At 50.3% G+C, this 19,199-nt stretch carries 19 protein-coding genes; 6 read left to right on the top strand and 13 right to left on the bottom strand.

What is annotated here, in order from left to right; genetic code table 11:
* Nucleotides 1–175, top strand: a 175-nt coding sequence (locus JNJ77_05225; GenBank protein ID MBL8821970.1) for a hypothetical protein, incomplete at its 5' end; no start/stop codon positions are given.
* 109 nt (nucleotides 176–284) lie between these two features.
* Here JNJ77_05225 and JNJ77_05220 read toward each other — a convergent pair.
* From JNJ77_05220 to JNJ77_05200, 5 genes are all read right to left on the bottom strand, one after another.
* Nucleotides 285–1,064, bottom strand: a complete 780-nt coding sequence (locus tag JNJ77_05220; protein MBL8821969.1) for a hypothetical protein — start codon at nucleotides 1,062–1,064, stop codon at nucleotides 285–287.
* A 659-nt stretch (nucleotides 1,065–1,723) separates the two neighbouring features.
* Complete coding sequence (locus JNJ77_05215; protein ID MBL8821968.1) at nucleotides 1,724–2,242, bottom strand: GNAT family N-acetyltransferase; 519 nt, start codon at nucleotides 2,240–2,242, stop codon at nucleotides 1,724–1,726.
* Nucleotides 2,243–2,517: 275 nt separating this feature from the next.
* Nucleotides 2,518–4,143 (bottom strand): tetratricopeptide repeat protein, encoded by a 1,626-nt coding sequence (locus tag JNJ77_05210; protein MBL8821967.1) that lies wholly within the window; start codon nucleotides 4,141–4,143, stop codon nucleotides 2,518–2,520.
* 153 nt (nucleotides 4,144–4,296) lie between these two features.
* Nucleotides 4,297–4,548, bottom strand: coding sequence for a hypothetical protein (locus tag JNJ77_05205; GenBank protein ID MBL8821966.1), 252 nt, complete (start codon nucleotides 4,546–4,548; stop codon nucleotides 4,297–4,299).
* A 206-nt stretch (nucleotides 4,549–4,754) separates the two neighbouring features.
* Nucleotides 4,755–7,448 (bottom strand): WD40 repeat domain-containing protein, encoded by a 2,694-nt coding sequence (locus JNJ77_05200; protein MBL8821965.1) that lies wholly within the window; start codon nucleotides 7,446–7,448, stop codon nucleotides 4,755–4,757.
* A 381-nt stretch (nucleotides 7,449–7,829) separates the two neighbouring features.
* On the opposite strand from JNJ77_05200, the gene JNJ77_05195 reads away from it, so the two are divergent.
* Nucleotides 7,830–8,132 carry a hypothetical protein gene (locus JNJ77_05195; protein MBL8821964.1) on the top strand — a complete coding sequence of 101 codons (303 nt, stop codon included), beginning with the start codon at nucleotides 7,830–7,832 and terminating at the stop codon, nucleotides 8,130–8,132.
* On the opposite strand, the gene JNJ77_05190 is transcribed toward JNJ77_05195, so the two are convergent.
* From JNJ77_05190 to JNJ77_05155, 8 genes are all read right to left on the bottom strand, one after another.
* Nucleotides 8,116–8,523: a hypothetical protein gene (locus JNJ77_05190; protein MBL8821963.1), complete on the bottom strand. Its 408-nt coding sequence runs from the start codon at nucleotides 8,521–8,523 to the stop codon at nucleotides 8,116–8,118. The two genes, JNJ77_05195 and JNJ77_05190, sit on opposite strands and share 17 nt — an antisense overlap.
* On the bottom strand, nucleotides 8,520–10,079 hold the full coding sequence (locus JNJ77_05185) for a recombinase family protein (GenBank protein ID MBL8821962.1): 1,560 nt from the start codon (nucleotides 10,077–10,079) through the stop codon (nucleotides 8,520–8,522). The genes JNJ77_05190 and JNJ77_05185 overlap by 4 nt, the downstream gene beginning before the upstream one ends.
* Entirely contained in the window at nucleotides 10,076–10,534 is a 459-nt protein-coding gene (locus JNJ77_05180; GenBank protein ID MBL8821961.1) for a DUF2924 domain-containing protein, read from the bottom strand. The genes JNJ77_05185 and JNJ77_05180 overlap by 4 nt, the downstream gene beginning before the upstream one ends.
* A gap of 655 nt (nucleotides 10,535–11,189) precedes the next feature.
* Complete coding sequence (locus tag JNJ77_05175) at nucleotides 11,190–11,699, bottom strand: hypothetical protein (GenBank protein ID MBL8821960.1); 510 nt, start codon at nucleotides 11,697–11,699, stop codon at nucleotides 11,190–11,192.
* 145 nt (nucleotides 11,700–11,844) lie between these two features.
* On the bottom strand, nucleotides 11,845–13,212 hold the full coding sequence (locus JNJ77_05170; GenBank protein ID MBL8821959.1) for a replicative DNA helicase: 1,368 nt from the start codon (nucleotides 13,210–13,212) through the stop codon (nucleotides 11,845–11,847).
* The gene (locus tag JNJ77_05165; GenBank protein MBL8821958.1) at nucleotides 13,205–14,131 is read right to left on the bottom strand and encodes a helix-turn-helix domain-containing protein; all 927 of its coding nucleotides are present in this window, start codon (nucleotides 14,129–14,131) and stop codon (nucleotides 13,205–13,207) included. The genes JNJ77_05170 and JNJ77_05165 overlap by 8 nt, the downstream gene beginning before the upstream one ends.
* 92 nt (nucleotides 14,132–14,223) lie before the next feature.
* Nucleotides 14,224–14,619: an adenine methyltransferase gene (locus tag JNJ77_05160; GenBank protein ID MBL8821957.1), complete on the bottom strand. Its 396-nt coding sequence runs from the start codon at nucleotides 14,617–14,619 to the stop codon at nucleotides 14,224–14,226.
* A 70-nt stretch (nucleotides 14,620–14,689) separates the two neighbouring features.
* Nucleotides 14,690–15,013 (bottom strand): hypothetical protein, encoded by a 324-nt coding sequence (locus JNJ77_05155; GenBank protein ID MBL8821956.1) that lies wholly within the window; start codon nucleotides 15,011–15,013, stop codon nucleotides 14,690–14,692.
* Between the two features lie 406 nt (nucleotides 15,014–15,419).
* On the opposite strand from JNJ77_05155, the gene JNJ77_05150 reads away from it, so the two are divergent.
* The 4 genes from JNJ77_05150 (at nucleotide 15,420) to JNJ77_05135 (ending at nucleotide 19,176) form a co-directional block, all read left to right on the top strand.
* Nucleotides 15,420–16,715, top strand: coding sequence for a ParB N-terminal domain-containing protein (locus JNJ77_05150; GenBank protein MBL8821955.1), 1,296 nt, complete (start codon nucleotides 15,420–15,422; stop codon nucleotides 16,713–16,715).
* A complete protein-coding gene (locus tag JNJ77_05145) occupies nucleotides 16,715–17,098 on the top strand; it encodes a hypothetical protein (protein ID MBL8821954.1) in 384 nt (127 codons plus the stop codon). Before JNJ77_05150 ends, JNJ77_05145 begins: the two co-directional genes overlap by 1 nt.
* A 6-nt stretch (nucleotides 17,099–17,104) precedes the next feature.
* Nucleotides 17,105–17,803, top strand: a complete 699-nt coding sequence (locus JNJ77_05140; protein MBL8821953.1) for a hypothetical protein — start codon at nucleotides 17,105–17,107, stop codon at nucleotides 17,801–17,803.
* Between the two features lie 785 nt (nucleotides 17,804–18,588).
* The gene (locus tag JNJ77_05135; protein ID MBL8821952.1) at nucleotides 18,589–19,176 is read left to right on the top strand and encodes a sigma-70 family RNA polymerase sigma factor; all 588 of its coding nucleotides are present in this window, start codon (nucleotides 18,589–18,591) and stop codon (nucleotides 19,174–19,176) included.
* The last annotated feature ends 23 nt before the right edge of the window (nucleotides 19,177–19,199 follow it).

Genomic DNA, 19,199 nt, shown 5'->3' with positions numbered 1-19,199 from the left:
CTACGAAGGCCTGAAGCAGCGCGAGAAAACCATCCCGCCACGAAGCAGCACCCGCCTCCCCGAAGCCCTTGACCGCCTCATCCAGCTCTACACCGAAACCAACAAGCCTGAGGAAGTGAAGAAGTGGCAGGCGGAGAAGGAGAAGTTGCCCAAGGCAGCTCCAGACAAAAAGTGATCAGGAGAGTAAACGCCCCCACCTCTCCCACTGCCTCCCCCAATCCATCTCCAAGCAGATCGGCTGCAAATGCCTGAGCTTGATCGGGTCATGAATAGAGTGGGCTGGATTATTCGGGCAGTTCAACTTCCTGATGGATCATACGATGGAATATCGCACGTGTTCGCCAGCATGCGGCTCCTGCACCTGCAGCGATCAAGAACACTAATGCAATGGTGACGGGTTCTGGAACAGCGGTAGCGAGGTAAATGCCGGTACCGCTGCCGACGCTGGCGGTAAAGGCGAACTGATTGTTATTATTGAGGCCAAATGGACTGAACGCGATGTTACCGACAATGCCACCATCGAGGTTGTCGCCTACCCGAATCAATTTGTTGATTGCCGGATTGGGGCCAAAGAAGATTCCCTGGTCGATGCTGTTGGCCACTTCCGCATAAAACGCGACCATGCCAGAATTACTGAGATTTACGCTGCCGAACCGGGAATAGGAGCTGGTCGTAGCAATCGTTGAGATGGTCGAACCGTTGTAAAAGTAGACCCCAAAAGAGCCATCATCATTCATTGCACTGAAAGCCACCTGGCCACTGTCGTTGATGGACAGGGCATCGAAGGCAAAAAAGGGGCCACTTGTCGTGGCGACAGTAATCGTGCTGATTCCATTTCCGATTAGTAGCGCATCTCCACCCGATACGATTCCAGCACGAAACGCCACTTGGCCGGATTCATTATTGGCTGTGTTACGCCCGAATCCAGAATACGTTGCGCCCGTGAGAGCGATGTTGACAGGAGAAACCGGTACACCTACGCCTCGAAAGACACCGTTGCCCCCAGCATCGCGACTGGAATGAAAGCTAACCTGACCCAGATTGTTGATACTCGGTGGTCCCATAAAGGGACTCAGGGGACCGCTCGTGTCAGCAATCGTTGTTATGCTGATGCCATTGCCTACATAAATGCCATGCAAGGAGGAGGAGCCATAGAAGGCTACGTTGCCGAGATTGTTGATGCTCGTCACTTCATCAAAAGAGGAAAAAGTTCCTGGGGAAGAGGCGATTGTTTGCGTTAATCCAGAAGTTACGCGATAGATTCCTGATGTCGAACCCTTCACTCCCTTAAAAGAAATCGCACCCGTATCATTTAGTGCGGGCGGCCAGGTTGCGTCGTAAGTTCCGCTCGTGGTCACAAGTTTTTGGAACCCATACTGGCCAAAGCAGACACCGGGAATGATAAAAACTGCAACCCAAATCAATCCAGAGCGCATGTTGCACCGATCTTTCCCGGAAGAGCATTATCCCGAAACACGGATACGATATTAGGCATCAATCTACCCTCCCATCAGGGCGAAGTCCAGTTATTGTTTATTCGCCTCTTGCTCCATCTTGGAAACAAATACCTAGGAAGTTATTGCGCCACTCCTTAATATTCGTTATGTTTCTGTCTCCTAATGCGTGCCGCATCACCATGATGCTAGCAACGCAGGATAACAGTTAGAGCATGACGGGGGAAGGGAGGAGCATTCAGCAGGAATGTAGGATAATAATCATGCAATTAATACGCATGCTGGCGGAACCAAGCCATAGGGATGTCAGCTTCCAGCTTACCATCTGTACCTCGGATTCTGCCAGCCATTTTGCCTTCTATCTGGAAGCCAAGCTTCTGATAAAAGGCTATGGCTTTGTGGTTACTTTCCCGTGCAATTAACTCTACCCGAAGAATGTCTTTACGTTCATGCTTAGCACTATGTAACAAATGCTCAAAGAGTAGCCGTCCTATTCCTTTGCCTTGAGTGTCTGGATCGACAGCGATGGTCAGTTCTCCCAAGACATGTGAGAAGACCTTCGGCCCTAAGGCATAGGCATGGATTTCTCCAATAACAGCCTCTCTTGAAGGTAACTGAGCGACAAATGAGAATCCTGATTTCATTGCTCTTGCCACGAAGGAGCGAACATATTCATGGGAAATCTCCTCTTGGATACGGGCTAAACCGCCTTCAATGGCGGCTACTTTCCGATAGAGGGCCAAAATGGTGGGAACATCTGTCTCTGTAGACCGTCGTATACTAACCATGCCAGAATCCAACATAGGCTGAGGAGTGATGTTGTACGAATAAGACAGAGATGAATGGAAATAGTTCAGATGAGCAGTCAGTTAAGAGTTTAGAGTCTTGTGATAAGAGCGAATAGCCTTAAACCTCTCCCTCTGCCACCCCCAATCCATCTCCAGACAAATCGGCTGTAGATGCTTCAGTTTGATCGGATCATGGCCTGCAACCACCCCATGTCTGCGATCGTTAGCAGCTGCTCTATGGTGAAAGCCCGTTTGCAAGTGACTCAAGAAGGCAGTCAGGGACTACTTTTTTCGGGAAACTGGACGCGTTGATTCTGGGAATAAAGCCGGGCCCGATAACGAAAGGTACGATCAAAGCGGCTGATACTATTACTGTTACCGATGCAGGCATTTGACTGGTATTGCTTCGCCAATTTCCATTCCCCCCGCCAAGCGTGAACCGCAGCACGAGCCGCTTGTACATCCGGATTTCGCTCTCCGGCAATTTTGATCGCATTCTCCACAAGATCCATGGCCTGTTCCACGTTCTTCTTCGTGCTGTCGTCGGTAACCAGCAATGTAGCCTTCACACATAAAGGCAAAACCGCTTTGGGGTCGATCGTAAGTGCCTCATCCAGGTCTTTCATAGCCTCGTTCCATTTTTTAAGACCGGCATAGGCCCAGGCGCGTGCTGCATAGGCATCCACCTTCTTAGGTGCCTTGGTAATCGCGCGCGTGTGATCCTCCAGCGCCTGCTGCCAACGGCAGTGATCAAGATGCCAGAGGCCACGTTCATGTCGAGCCCAGGCGTTATCGGGATCGAGCACCAGTGCCTTCTCCAGCGTTGCTGAAAAAACGTCATGACCTTGTGCGCGCTGACACATTGCCAATTCCACGAAATTCTCAGCATTGTTGGGATGCATGTACACCAGCCTTTCCGCTATGGGCTGTGCCTTGAAGTACTTCTCCATTTGCATGTGGATGTGGACGAGGTTGATCAACGCCATTTCATGATCAGGCTTGAGTTTCTCCGCCTGTTCAAAGTCGGCCAAGGCTTTGCGCAGGTCACCTTCCTTTTTGTAAAGCAAGCCCCGATTGAAGAGTGAAAAGAAATCGTTGCGATCTCGATGGAGGGCAGCACTGTAATCTGATATGGCTGCCTTGGTATTGCCAGCATTCGAGTGACTTTTTCCTCTGTAGAAAAAGTATTGACCCTTGGAGTTATTCAGCTCAATACACTTGGTGAAGTCGCTGATGGCTCGGTCATGTTTCTTCAATGCATTCCAGCGAAGTCCACGATCGTAATAGTAGCTCTCCTTTTTGGGTTGAAGCCAGATGGCTTCAGAGATGTCGGCCAGTGATTCGTCGTGGTTGCCCAAGTTATTATGAACAATTCCGCGATTGTGGTAGATTAAGGCGGTGCTGCGGTCAAACTTCAGTGCCTCGGTATATTTGGCAATGGCTTCGGGATATTTCTTCTGATTGTGCAGTGCTATACCAGCCTTGTGAAGTGCCGCAGCTTGGCCAGATAGATTGACTGCCTGTTTGAGATCAGCGAAAGCCAAAGATTGTTTGCCTGCCAATTCATAGGCACGTGCTCGCTGTAATAGGGGAAATACGGTACGCGGTTCCTTAGTCACTAACCCGGTAAAGTAGTCTACTGCCTCGCTGGCAAGAATGGCTTCTTTCTTGGAGACAACTCCCTGCCGGTCTCGTTTGGCAAAGGGGTCGCTTTGAACGATCTCCAAGGTCTCTCCGTTGTCACGTACTACTTTTCCATCATGCAGGAAACGACCAATCACATCGCCCTTGTCACGGAGCATTAAGTCTGCTTCTCGGGGAAAGACTACCTGGCCTTTCCAATCGTCAGCTTGGAGTGGAATCATCCATTGGAAAACAGCAATCAGGATGAACAGCCGCATTTTGATTTACTCGTATACGAAGCGATAAGTATACATGGTAATCTATTCTGCGCATGCGTTTTGGGCATGGTACCAGTGCGAAGCGAATTGTGGTTGGGACTTCTGCTTCGGGCGTCATTGGCTCCTCGGCAGGTGCTACGGCATCAGAAGCCTCTACCTCCTCGTTCGTCGTGGCTTGCTCATTGCCCCAGCCTCGGTAGTTGTCGCCACGTCGGGCGTTTCGGTTGGTTCTGGTGGGAGAGCCTGCTCTTCTTGAACGGCCAGCGGTGTCTCGACCATCGACTCTTTGCCCTTTTTTTTACCACCCGTCTTGGCCTGCCACTTGGGTTTCTTTTCGCCCTTGGCCTTCTTGGTTGGCAACCGTAGTTCGCTCGATCCGCCAACCTTCAGTTTCTTGTTTGCCATCGCTCAGTCTCCTGGTGCGTGCAGACATCACCATGATGCTGGCTACGCAGGATGACAGTTAGAGCATGACGGGGGAAAGGGAGGAGGGGGAGATCAAGAATGTGAATGATCTTCCAAAAGTACAAATTCTGCATAATTATTAGTCGGTGTTTTGAATAATGGGCATTGGAGGAGTCTATTCTGGTTTGTCTGCGATCTGTGAGTCTTTACTTCCTGAGTGTCAATCTCTTAATCGCTATCTGTGCTTCTTGGGTCAACCAGTCCTGGCTATTTCCACCAGCAAGCTGCGACAACATCTTCTTCGCCTCAGCATTCCCAATCATTTCCAATAGCTCTACTGCTCGTACATCGCGAATGTGACCAAGGTCCACACCCTGGAATGCCTGCAACAGTTTCTCCGCGCGCCGTTGCCATTCCAGTGAATCAGACTTGGATGCCTTCTTTAGCTTCTCTTCAACACTCTTGCCTAAGGCGGCTAAGTTCTCAAAGGCTTTTTCACGGCGATTGAAGTCGGAATGACCCAATTCTTCAATCCATGCATTCACCTGCTCGCTGGTGGGACGCTGATTCAGATGCTCCATCACAAATGGAATCGTCTGGTTTGGGTCTTCTGCTAGCGCCTGCATTGCTTTCCAACCACCGTCTGCCGATAATCCACAGATTTTCTTCCAATGCTGTTCCATTTCGGGTTTTGATACCAATCGATTCTGTCTTGGTAACGTACGTAGTTTCCAGATTGCAAACGCATTCGATTTATTTGTGCCTATTAGCGTATTACCATCCGGTGAGACGCCGATGACGGCGAATGGGAAGTGATGCTCAAATGCAAATCTTGCACGAACCTGTTGACTTGCCAATTCGATCCAGAGAATGATACTCCCGGCAACGTCAGTCGAACATGGAGACTTAACCGATACCAGAGCAGTTCTTCCATCAGGTAAGATGTTGATTAGTCTGGAGTCGCTAACATCTGGAAGCACCCATCTTTCCAATAATCTGCCAGTTTGCATGTCCCAGAATCCAAATTGGTTGCCTTCAAGATTTACCAATCGCTTCCCGGTTGAGTCCAAGAATCCATTCCGAATTTGTGGAATTGGTGCAGTCCAATCACTCTGCAGTTGGCCCGTAGCCACATCGAGTATTCCGCCAGAAATTACTACCGATTTACTATCCGTTGAAATGCTGAGTGGTTCGTTCACAATGTTATTTCGAAAAGGACGCATTTCATCAGGAGCAAGCTGCAGCACTGGTTGTGACCACAGGCGATTGCCATTTGCCGTATCCCAAGCTTCGACTTTTCCAGATTTCTGAGGGTTTTGGTCATAGCCCAGGAACTCCGTCCACTCAGCAACCACTCGCTTCCCGTCCGGGGTAATTCCGACACGAAGTGCCAATTCCATCCCCTGTTTTTCAACGAGATCCAGATTCAGTTGAATTTCTTCATTTGACTGTAGGCGGGTTAGGATGAGGTGCGCATTGAGTCCTTGAGTAACCAAAAGCATGCCATCAGACGAGATTATCGGCCTCAGTGATGCCCAGCCTCCTGGCGACAATAAGCCTCCTCGCTTCATGTTAAACTTTCGAATCGCTGGGCCGACACGTTTACTTTTCACTAACTCCAAGTTTTTCAGATCCCACGTGCAGAGCATTCCTCCGTCATACGTTAATAATTGCTTCTGATCCCGTGAAAATGCAACCGTATTAATGTAAGCACTGTGGGGTCGAATCGCTGGCGGGCCAGGGGCGGGAAACTCAAGTAATCCGCCGTCCTGTCGGGGTTGAAAAATGCATTTGCCAGCTTGGATGTTCGAATAAGAGCATTGAAGCTGGTTCTTTTGGTTGAATCGAAGTTCCCATATTTTTGGCCAAGAAATTGTTTTATAAGGATCTCGCTTTGCAATCCCTAGAGACTTCCCGCTGCTCGTTTCCCATATTCCCAGTTCATACCAATTGGAATCAAACCCAGCCACTAGACTTCCATCACGATTGAAAACCAATTGGGACATCGGCATGGACATTCGGGTATTCCATCTGGCACTCTCTTGAAGACTGTCCGAACGATATACCAATAAAAGAGGATCCTTGTCTGGGGAAGACTGAGCTAACTTATTGGGCCCCGTAGCACGCAGATTACGAGATCCAGTGACTATCAATTCTTTGCCACTTGGGGTGAATGCTACACACTGAACTGGGGATATTTCCTTGATGTTCAGTGACCTATCTTGCTCCAGTTCTTTTTGGATGCCACCCACTCGTGGAACGATCTTCCAGAAGTGAATCGTTGTTGATCCATTCTGACTTGAGGTAATACCTGGCCAATGCGCTAATACTGTGCCATCGTACGATACATTCATCAGATATCGAAGTTGGTATGGCGGTTCTGGTAAATGCCGAGACCATTCCTCTGCTCCGCTATCTAGATTCCAACTTTGATATGTCACACCTTTTGAACCCTCGCCTTGCACATGACGAGAGATGGCTGTGACAAATCTGTTGCCGTTACCTGCAATGGCAAATTGCATCAGCTTTGTTGAACCCGGAGATTCATCATTGGCTGGGCATGTGGCCACTAGGCTCCTGGATTTCAGCCTCCACATGTATACCCGTCGGTCGTCACCGCCAAGAAGAGTATGATCATCAGGCGTAAATCGAATCGAAGTAATTGGCGACTTCCCACCTTTTAATTCCATGACTTCTGCGCCGGATTTAGTATCGATCAAGACAGCACACCCAGGCGTTTTGGAAGCTGTTGCAATGTACTTGCCGTCTAACGAAGCAGCCACCGGAAAATCATATGGTACAAATAGTGGCGAGCCTTTGAATTGAATTGACGGCATGATCACTTCATCGCCAGTCACGATTGTAGTCGAGGAAATAATCAGTATGAGAATAAGTAACATCGATTTTTTCATGGCAAGTACGAGTTATACAGTTGATTAGACAACCGCACTCTAACATGATGTTAGTGATAGATCATTAAAATAATCAATCTACGTTACTAATTACCTAATACCACCAGTCTTGGCCTGCCACTTGGGCTTTTTATCGCTTTTGACCTTCTTGATTGGTAACCGCAGGTCACTCGATCCACCAACCTTCAGTTTCTTGTTTGCCATCTCTCTGTCTCTTGGTGCGTGCTGGCATCACCATGATGCTGGCTACACAGGATGACAGTTAGAGCATGACGGGGAAAAGGGAGGAGGAGTGATTGAGGAATCTGTATTCTTTCATTGTCTACGGAGAATATACTCATGATGAATTGCTTAAATCGAGTTGCGTTTATGGTAGAAGCCAAAGAACCCTACTTTGTCTGGGCAAGATCGGTGGAGGAGGATACGAGTATTGAGGAAAGTGAACACACCCCGACTGTTTACTTGGCAGAAAATGAAGATGGCCAAACGGTAGGAGTAGAACTTATCAAAAAACACTACAAGCGAATCTTTGTAGAGGAATTAGAATCATGGTGGACGGAAAAAAGCAAGTGGCCGAAAGTGAGAACTTGGGAGATGTTTCAGGCATGGTTTAAAGTGACCATCGCTGACCTAGTCCTTGACCTGGAAGATACGACTATCGAATGCTTTTAATTGGAGATGACATTAGCACCCACTTCTCCTTCTGCCTCCCCCAATCCATCTCCAGACAGATCGGCTGTAGATGCTTCAGTTTGATGGGGTCATGGCCCGACATCGTCTTCGGCAGGAACAGGATCTCCTCCTGAATTTCCGGTGCCAGCAGTAACAGGTTCATGATCTGACTGATACGTGCCCGGCTGACATGGCCCAATCGTGCCAGCTCTGCGTAGTCCTTGACCACGCCTGTTACCACCAGGCGTTCCAGATGATGAGCCAGCGCCATGAGCCGGGAGATACGTGGTATGCGACCTTCGTGCAGAGCAGGGGACTGCTTGCGGGTAGTCATCACCCGCTGACCCTTGCGATGCGTTTCAAACGATACATTCCATGTCTTGGCAATCATGCAGCGTTCTCCGTGATGGTTTCAGTGAGCAGCGATTCCAGGCCAGTCGGATGGAAATGAATGGTCACCTGGCCCACCTTGCCATCGTAATCAATGCGGTCGATGAGCAGTTGCAGCAGCTTCTGCTTCTCGACTATGTTCATGGCTTTCCAGAGTTCATCGAATCGGCCTAGCACTGTGGCCACGGATTCTGCGGTGATGGTCCAATCGGCCAAGCGTTCGAGTTCCTCGCGAATCTGGGCCAACCGTGGCGTTTCGTGGGCGATCCGTTCCTGTACTTCGGCCAATCGGCTGGTTACTAGAGTGTTGACTTCACCTGCTTTAACCTGTCCGATGAGGTTGCGTGCTTCCTGCTGCCAGCGTTTCAGCTCACGCATGAGAAGTGCTTGTTCGGACTGCATGGTTTGCCGGTGTTCCTCATGGTGTTGGTGGATGATGGTGAGTACTTCAGCTTGTAAAGCTGGGTCGCTACCAATACCCCGAATACGTTCAACGACAAACTGTTCCATCTGACCTGCGGGAACACTCTTGGAAGAACATTTCTCCCAGCCTTGTTTCTGAGCTTTGGTGCAGGTGTAGTAGCGATACTGCACCTTGCCGTTCTTGCAGCAGTAAGAAGGTGTCATGGCACACCCGCAGGGAACGCATCGCAGCAAGCCTTTCAGAATCGAGCCATGCCGGTTCTTGATTTCCCGGCCACCATGAATGCCATTACGTTCCAGTTGAGTCTGCACCCGCTGCCAGAGTACTTCATCAATGATGGCTTCGTGTTCACCGGCATAGACGTTGTCTTTGTGACGTACCTGACCGAAGTACAGCGGGTTGGTGAGCAGGTTCCACAAGCTGGTGCGAGTGAACTCCATGCCACCCTTGGAGATGCCCTTCCGAGTGTTGTAAAGTTTGTTCCGCCAGCCACGCTGGTTCAGTTCTTGGGCAACGGGTAATAGAGAACCATGCTCGGCATAAAGCCGGAAGATGGCACGCACGCGTGGTGCTTCTTCGTGGTTGATGATGAGCTTGTTGGTGACCGGATCGGCATCGTAGCCCAGAATCGGCCGTCCACCTGACCATTTGCCTTTACGCCGGGTGGCTGCAATCTTGTCCCTCGTTCGCTCAGAGATGATTTCCCGTTCAAACTGGGCGAAGGACAACAGGATGTTGAGCGTCAATCGTCCCATGGAATGCGTGGTATTGAACTGCTGTGTCACGCTTACAAACGAGATGCCTTTGCGGTCAAATATCTCCATCATGCGGGCAAAGTCGAGAAGGCTGCGGGATAACCGGTCTACCTTGTAAACGATAACACAGTCAACCTGACCCGATTCAATATCTGCGAGTAATTGCCTTAGGGCAGGGCGTTCCATGTTGCCACCCGTGAAGCCTCCATCGTCGTACTTGGCTGGCAGGCACACCCAGCCTTCGTGAGCCTGGCTCTTGATGAACGCTTCGGCTGATTCCCGCTGGGCATCGAGGCTGTTGAACTCCTGCTCCAGTCCTTCTTCAGTCGATTTGCGGGTGTAGATGGCACAGCGGATTCGTTTGGGAGGCTTGTTCATTGCTTCCCTCCCCGCTTGATGCCGAAGAAGGCGAAGCCGTTGAGGTGCTGGCCCGTGATGGCCTTAGCCACAGCAGTCAGTGTCGTGTAAGTATTCCCGTTCCAGATAAAGCCGTCGGCCAGCACTTCGACATGGTGTTGGACGCCTTTGTAGGTGCGGGTAATAACGGCACCGGGCGTTGGCAGTCGGGTATCCCGTGGCTGGGAAATGGGTATCGTGGCTACCGGTGGTGGTGTCACTCGCAGGTCTTCTTCGCGAGCCAGTTCTTTAGCTCGTGCCATCGCCCGTTCCGAAAGACCACCCATGGCCTGCGCCTGCAATCGCCAGGCAAGCCGTTTGGTCAGCCAGTCGCGGTTGTTCGCATTCGTTGGTTCGCCAAAGACCTCGGCGTACATCTGTCGCAGGTCAGTCACCCGCAGGTGTGGCAGTGAGGTCAGTTTCTGCTTCAAGTCCATCATGCGTCTCCTTGTTCTCCGTGGGCGTTAACCGTCTTGGAGACACTGAGCACTTCTTTTGGAAGGACATCAAGGGAATGTTGGCTGGAATGCGGTAACTTCTGCCGGGTCAGAATGCGGTAGGTGACCAGGGCGAGGAGAGATGCTAATTCTTGCCGGTTCACTTGTGTGTAGTCAAATACCATGAGATTCCGTTCAAAGAAGTTGATGCAGGTGGCTTCTGATGGCCATGACCAATGTTGGCATGAAGCCGACACTGAATGCAGAAGTACATCAGGAATAGACACGGCGCAAAGTAGGTATCTCTTTCCGGTTGTAAGTTGGAGCTACGGATTCGGAATACCAGTGCATCTGTACCTTCGACTCCGAGGCTGATGCACTCCACCAATCGCTCAGAGATTCAAAGTGCCATGGTTCAGGTACTTTGGCCCAATGCAGCACTATCGCTTGAGAGGTAATCTCAACCAGCCGGATACCAGCAAGGCTCTCCGGAGAGATTTTCTGCAGCTGAGCCAGCATTTGGCGAGCTAACGGTTCGTTGTCAATACATGACGTTTCATGCGACTCATTGTTCCGAATAACCAGCGGAATCTTCATTTCATACTCTCCAGGAAGTAGGTGTGAGCGATGAACGCCATCGCTCGTCAACCTGTTGTCAGAAGGGTAATTGTTCACTGTCCTGCTCTTCAACCAGGGACTCATCTTCATCCATTTCGGAATGGTGAGATGGTTCATCTTCTGGCTCGATGTTCAGTGCAATCGTTCTGCTAGGGAATGCAGTGCGGTGCAACTGCAGGTCAGTTAGAGAATGTGCATAGACTGCTGTAAAGCAGGATGATTTGGTCCGAACGGTATGTTCAACAGCTCCGTCGCCGCTGACGGAATACTGCTTCCAGGCATCCAGGACACAGGCCATATGCTCAAGGGAAGGCGTGGTTTCCAAGACTACTTTCAGATAATTACCATGGTCGATGAGTTCATCAATGAAATAGACCGTTTCAAAGGCGATGCCTTCGATGACTCCAAGGAGATAGAGGAGCCTGTCGCGTCGCAACGCTTCGTCCATTCCTCGTAGGCTTTTGCCGAGAATGGTCATCTTGGGCTTTTTCGGCCACACGGATGCTGACTGGCTGTCGTTTGCGGTGAACTGATGTGGTACGTCCATTGAAGTTACCTCCGGGGAAACATGAAAAGTGTGAATGGTGACATGGGATTCCGTTTCGATGCGGTCAGGTCATGGGTGGCGGATAGTCAGAAGCGTACCACCAGCCATATCCTTTAAGTTCTCGCGTCCACATGTAATTTCCTCGTTATTCAGCATTCATGACGGATGGCTGGTCATAAGACAGTAATTCCTCGAATCGCATGTATTCCTTGCGATGGAGAAGTTTGATGGTTCCAATGGGACCTTGGCGATTCTTTGCTATCTTCAGGAACACTTCCTGGTCAGCATTAGGGTCGATGACTTCCTTGGCTTCACGCCAGAGAAGCCAGACCGTGTCAGCGTCCTGTTCGATATTTCCGCTTTCACGGATATGGCGTAATTGTGGCTCGCTGACATCATCTGCTTCGCGATTGAGCTGGCATAACGCAATCACCGGGCATTGTAACTCCTTGGCCAATCGCTTTAAGCCGCTGGAGATTTCTCCCATGGCTTCGGCACGGTTCTTGTTCCGATTCGTCTCGCACGTAACTAACTGCAGATAATCGACGACCACCAGACCAAGTCCATGCTTGCGATTCAACCTTCGTGCATCAGCGGCAATCGTCGTTAAGGACTGCGTGCCGGAATCATTGATAAAGATGGGTATGTCAGCAAGCAGATGAACAGCGTCGCTTAATTGTTCTGATTCGGGACGATTGAGAACACGTTCCACACTTGCAACATCCATGGGGACATTGCCGAATGAAGCTACGAATCGAGCTGCAATTTCCTCATCTTCCATTTCCAGGCTGGAAAGATAAACGGCACGACGGCCCGAAGCATGGTCGGAGATTTGCTTGGCAAGCTGCGTGGCGAGCAAACTTTTTCCGACCGAAGGGCGTGCTGCAATAATAATGAGTTTTCCCGCAGACAGTTTCACCAGACTGTCGAGTTCCTGGAACCCGGTATACCATCGTTCAATTTTTCCAGAGCACTGTTCATCGGCACGGTCCAACAGCTTATGTAAACCGACTTGAAGAGGTTTGATTTCGGAGGCGTTTGACGCATCACGAATACGCAGGATGAGTTGTTCACTGTGTTCCAATAGCTGTTCAGGGTCGGAAGGATATGATGCTTCGCGGTGAATTGATTGAGCAGCCTGCAGCAGCATGCGTTGAATTGATTTCTCGCTGACAATCCGAGCGTAATGAGTCGCATGTACACTGTGCAAAGCCAAATCTGCAAGCTCATGGAGGTACTGCCAACCGCCTAGTTCCTTTTGCTGACCTTCCCTTTCTAATTCATGGGTCAGGGTAATCAAATCTATCCCGGTACTCGCCTGGCGATCCGCCAGATTGAGAATAGCCCGCATGATTAACTGGTGGCGATAGTCATAGAAATCATTGGGTGAAATGAGTCTCCGAACGTCATCCAGGACCTGGTTATTGACCAGAATGCTGCGGATGAGCTCTTTTTCTGCTTCCAGGTCATGCGGCATACGTTCCGTTCTCAGTGTAACTGACTTCTCAGACATGTAGGTTCTCCTTGAGTGTTTCTGGGGTCAATGTTTCAGATTGAGCTTGCGGTTTCGTCTGAGCTGCATGGCGTCGTTGGGCGCGACCAGCAAGGACACTGCTGTTACTGGCATTAGGGATGGGTCGAGAGGCAGATTTGTAATTTCGATTGATATGCTTTACCAATTCCCACGGAGTCGTTTGGAGGGAAAGTAGTTGGCCTTGTCGAATCTGTTCTTGCAACGATTCCGGGGGTAATGAACTGAAGCGCTTCAGATACGCTTGCAAGTGATTGCCAAACCGGCTGTTGGACTGGATTTGCGCAGCAAAGGCACTGACACATTGTCTCATTGCCTTGCGCGTCTTGGCAAACGTATGTAACGGGTAATAAGACTTGGTGAGCTTCCAGGCTTCATTCAGGGTAGAAGCGGTATAGGCTCCCTCAAAGGGATACAGCGATTCTGGAAGGGATTCACTGGTTAGAAGAGCTGTACATTGTCTGGTTTTTGATGGATTGGAATGATGATGTATTATTTCTTTTGTAATACATTCATCTGATATATATTTGTGGTCGTCTGGCGACCGGTGACCAGTCGCGTGGCGACCAGTCCCCCAGTCGTTTGGCGACCCCTGGTGTTTGCCAGAAATACCCAGAAGCACGTAGCGATTGGAAGTTCGTCGCCCAGATTTTTCACAGCAGGGTAATGGTTTTACCAGTTCTAAAGTTCTGAGTTCAGCGAGTCCCTTTTTTACCGTAGTTTTGCCCATTCGACAGTCCGCCGCGATGGTGGAGATGCTGGGCCAGCACTGTTCATTATTTCCCGTTCTGAAAATCAAATAACAATAAATGCGATATTGATTAGGGGTAAGCCCGAGCTTCTCCAAGCCTGGATGAATTGCTGCCCCATATCGAAATAGCTTGTTGACTCGTTTGGTCATGAGCATCCTCTGCGCGCACCGCGGACCGTGGACGGACCCCGTCATGCACCGCATTTGGGTTAAACAAGTGAACCGGAACGCTGCCCCTGACCTCAGGGTTTTCCCAAAACCACAATCATCGAGGGGAACGGAGCAGAATTTCGAGCATCGCCAAACTTGAGTCGGCCCTTGATAAACCGAATATCCGTGGCGTGTGGTAATACCTGTTGATGGAACCACTTGGTATCCGTGCGTGCCGGAAGCAGGTAGACCGCTACCTTGGCTTCCATGCCCCGCTCGAGCCAATCTCCGATACCAGGTCCGTACGGTGGATTGCAGAACACCCGTTTGCCCCGCCAGGGACAGAACAAGGGGGAGAGGCCATCGCCATTCCCATCGAGCGGGCACGGGTCAAAGTTAAAGCGAAACTCCTTATTCAGCGCAGCATAGACCGCCTGGGGCGTTGCCCAGCGGTCGGAAGCCGAACTGAAAAGGGTTTTACTGACCACGTTCTTGTCTCCACCCTGGTGCCATGACGGTATCGATCATGCACCACATCAGGAAATACTCAGCCGTCAGCTAGGCAACGGCACGTTGAATACGAAGGACCTGAGGCAGGCCATAACGAACTTCGAGTTCGTCGATGATGCCGCTCTGCAAGTCGCTGAAATGCTGAAACAGTTCGAGATGAGACTGTTTCAGTGCATAGTCTCGTAAATGGATTTCGACTCGTGGGTCGTTGTTGCCACCGATTTTGAGGTATTGAACTACTTCGGGTGCTGGTTCAAATACAGGTTCACCGTTGTGGACGTGGAGTTGTCTGATTTTGCAGAAGTTCATTTTCTGCATCAGCTCCAATAATCGCAGCCTGGGAGGGGATAACTGCTTCTTCGTCACTGCCATCTGCTGTCTCCTGTAGTTGCACAGCCAGAAATCATCGTGTCAGTCCTCGTGTAGAACATTGGGACTGCACTACGATGATAAAGCGTACCGCGAGGGTGTGTTTTTTCTGAATGAAGGAGATGGGTAATACGGCCCTGAGATGAACGAACTTGAGACGACGATGAACTTCGAGAATGGGTAAGTCTCCGTACTTTGATGGCGAAAATGTGCTCCATTAATTTGGAAGATAAGTGACTTCGATGAATTGGAAAGTGGTCAAAACGAAAATAAAATGGACGTAAATCGTGGACGGGTTATGAGTGTGGAAATTGAGGATAAACCCTATATCATCATGCAGTTTTGGGTGGTTTTGAGCGTAATGCGGTACCCCGCACAATAGGTGCTTTCACCTGGTGCCGGTATCCCGATGAAAGTAGAACTCCGTCCGCTCGACAGTATTCGTCCCTACGAAAACAACCCCCGCCATAACGATAACGGCATCGATGCGGTAGCCGAATCCCTCCGGGAATATGGCTGGCGACAACCTATCGTCGTGGATGAAGCTGGTGTCATCGTGGTGGGCCATACCCGCTACAAGGCTGCCCAGAAGCTGGGCATGACGGAAGTGCCGGTACATGTCGCGACAGGGTTATCCCAGTCCCAGATTCAGGCCTACCGCATTGCGGACAACCAGACTGCCACGTTAAGCAGTTGGGACGATGACAAGCTGACAGAAGAACTCTTGGAACTGCAGAAGCAGGACTATGACCTCGACCTGATTGGCTTTGACCAGGAACAACTTAACGAATTGCTCAACACACCCATGGAGGGAGTAACCGATGCTGATGCCATCCCCGAACCACCCGATGCCGCTATCACCCAACCTGGTGACCGCATTATCCTGGGTGACCATGTGCTTTTGTGTGGCGATTCGGCTTCCGCCACTGATGTGGACAAGCTGCTTGGTGGCGCAACGATTCAACTGGTAAACACCGACCCGCCGTACAACGTCAAAGTCGAACCGAGAAGCAATAATGCGATTGCGGCGGGGCTGTCTTCGTTTGAGACAATGAATCATCAGAAACTGGACGTGGCACGACACCCCGAGAAAGCTCAAGCCACCCATAAGAAGCTAAGGGCCAAGGACAGACCGCTGGCGAACGACTTTGTGTCCGAGCAGGAGTTCGACCGCCTGCTTGACGCCTGGTTTGGTAATATGGCCCGTGTGCTGGATCCGGGGAGAAGTCTCTATATCTGGGGCGGTTATGCGAACGTGGCCAACTATCCAGCACCACTCAAACGCCATGGTATCTACTTCAGCCAGGCCATCATCTGGGACAAACAGCATCCGGTGCTGACCCGCAAAGACTACATGGGAGCGCATGAGTGGTGTTTCTACTGCTGGAAAGAGGGGAAAGCTCACCAGTTCTTCGGACCCAATAATGCCACCGACTTGTGGGCCATCAAGAAGGTCAATCCCCAGAGCATGGTACATCTGACGGAGAAGCCCGTGGAACTGGCAGCCCGTGCTATTGAGTATTCGAGCAGAGCAGGGGAGAACGTTCTCGACCTCTTCGGTGGCAGTGGTTCCACGCTCATTGCCTGTCAGCAACTGGGACGCAAAGCCTACCTGATGGAACTGGACCCACTTTACTGCGATATTATTGTGCAGCGCTGGGAGCAGTTCACGGGTAAGAAGGCAGTGCGACCAGGAGGGAACTGATGGCCAAGCGCCGACGGAAATCAGATGAACTCTTCCTGCAGGCCATGGCGTGCGGTGCCAACGTGGAAACTGCTGCCCGACGTGCTGGTATCAGTCGTGCTACTGCCTTCCGCCGTGTTGCAGCCCCCGACTTCCAGAAAACCCTGCAGGACGTACGCCGTGAAATCATCTTCCGCACCCTCTCGGTATTGAATGCTGCCACCAGTGAAGCAGCAAGAACACTCATCCAGTTGCTGGGTACGGCCCATTCGTCTTCCGCCCGGTTAGGTGCTGCACGGGCCATTATCGAACTGAGCTGTAAACTTCGCGACCATGAAGACTTCGATGCCCGATTGCGGTCTATCGAAGAACGGTTTGAAGATGGTAACCACGTCCTGACTTAAAGCCATATGTCCAAAACCTTCCGCAGAGTGAGCCGGTCCGCCAGTATCGCATCACGCCTGGCACGGCTGGAACGATTACTGGCCCCTCCCGAACCAGAGGTCCCCGACGACGAGCAGATTGCGGACGAAGAATGGTTATCCCACTTCCGCCTCTATCACCAGAAGGGATACTTCCGTAATGAACCGGACTTCCCCCAGGCATTGCATGAATATGAACAGGCCATGGAGCGTGCCAGGGAATCAGGCACCTGGCTGCCACCTTCTACTTTCATGCCCCACGAAACGGAAATTCGGCGACGACGGTTCTGGCGGATTCATGGCAAGCATCGGGAAGTACAGCAGGCTCTCGCCTGGCTTATCGGCATGTATTGTCGTGTCAGTGATGGCATCCCGGCTGTCACGCTGTCAGAATGGGAGTTCCTCACAGGGTGGTTCCACCGTCATTCCGAATCAGACCTGCGGCAGATGCTGGAAGAAGTAGCACCCAGGCAGTCGCTGGACTCGTTGCGAACTGAGCTGAAGGATCGGGATGGCCGCAGTCACGATGCGGCAACCTATGCAGCTATCCTTCGCCAGCTTTATGCGGAAGCGCATCGCATGGGGAATGTTCACGAATCCATCCCGGCTCAAGTGACATCAGCAATAACAACGACACCTGATAGATTTGCAGAACCTTCCGAGTCCATTAGTATTGATAAACGTTGAAATTGGATGTTAACCAGCGCTTATTGCGACTAAAAATGGCATGGTTATGGAGTGGTGCAATCGCAGAGAGTGGCTGATAATGGTGTTAGTAAAAAACAGTTAGTAGAGGGCTGGTCGGAAAAAGGGTGAAAACCGTCTCAAAACGTATCACGCGTTTTCAAAAACCTCGAGAAATCTAGGGGTTTTACGCGGTTTTAGGGTGTCGCATTTTACTGCTGTTTCGCTGCTGTGGTGTTGGGGTTCCCGGAGAACTAATGCAGCGAAAATATTTCCATTTTTTTCCGACAAACGACATCAACTTTACGCTTAAGAATATGAAGCAGTATGTTTGCTGGTACATAGAGTTACCAGACAAAAATTCATGGATTTATTCTTAGATTTGCCGTTTTGGTTTGGTAAGAAGGTGTAGCCCATCCGCATCATTTCTGCGATTCATCTGGATCATTCAAACGGGCATTCATGATAATCTTCACGGGAAGGCGTCACAAATTAATCAATTAACCCGGTGTCAATTCAAGATTTTAAGTCGGAAATTCATCTGCACGAGGATTACACGCATCCAGATGAAATGTCGTGCTCATTCCTCTCGCCGAGGCATTCATGTTCCTTCCCAAGAGTTCCTGTATTTTTAATATAGGAAGGGTGTCAGGGATTTGAGCACGCACTGATTTCAAGCATACGCGATCGTTTATTATGATTGAAAGAAATATAATAGCTATGGCATCACTGCAAAAGAAAAATCGATTTCTCAATAAGTCACTTGAATCCCATCAAGATAAGGCTGCATGACATCCAAGATAACATCGTTGAGTTTGCTGGAAAGGCTCTGTCAATCGCCTGATGACCAGGCGTGGAACCGGTTTGCAGCCATCTATCAGCCGCTCATTCGCAAGTGGTTGAAAACGCATTCCCGTTCAGAATCGGACATGGATGACATTGTTCAAGACGTGTTGCTGACGGTTTTCAACAAATTGAATCAATTTGAACATTCACAGCGCACTGGTGCATTTCGTGCCTGGCTGAGAACGACGACGGTGAACCGGTTGCGGTTGATGTGGCGACAAAAACGACCTGTTTCGGAAACGGATGAGGGGGCCTTCCTGGGTGCACTTGAACAATTGGCTGATTCGCAAAGCCCCTTAAGCCTGCAGTGGGATCGAGAGCATGATGCTCATGTAGCTGAGCAACTGCTGATTCAAATGGAAACAGAGTTTTCTCCGGCCACCTGGCAGGCGTTTCGACGACAGGTAGTTGAAGGCGTTTCAGCCCGTGAAACTGCTCAGGCCATGGAACTAAGCGTTAATGCGGTATTGATTGCCAAGTCTCGTGTGCTCAAAAGGTTACGCGAATTAAGCCAGGGGCTGCTTGATTAATTATGCAGTCAGTTGAAAGGTTC

The sequence above is a fragment of the Planctomycetia bacterium genome (assembly GCA_016795155.1).
GTDB lineage: Bacteria > Planctomycetota > Planctomycetia > Gemmatales > HRBIN36 > JAEUIE01.
The sequence above is the reverse complement of the archived record's forward strand: the minus strand, read 5'-3'. Positions and strand labels throughout refer to the sequence as shown.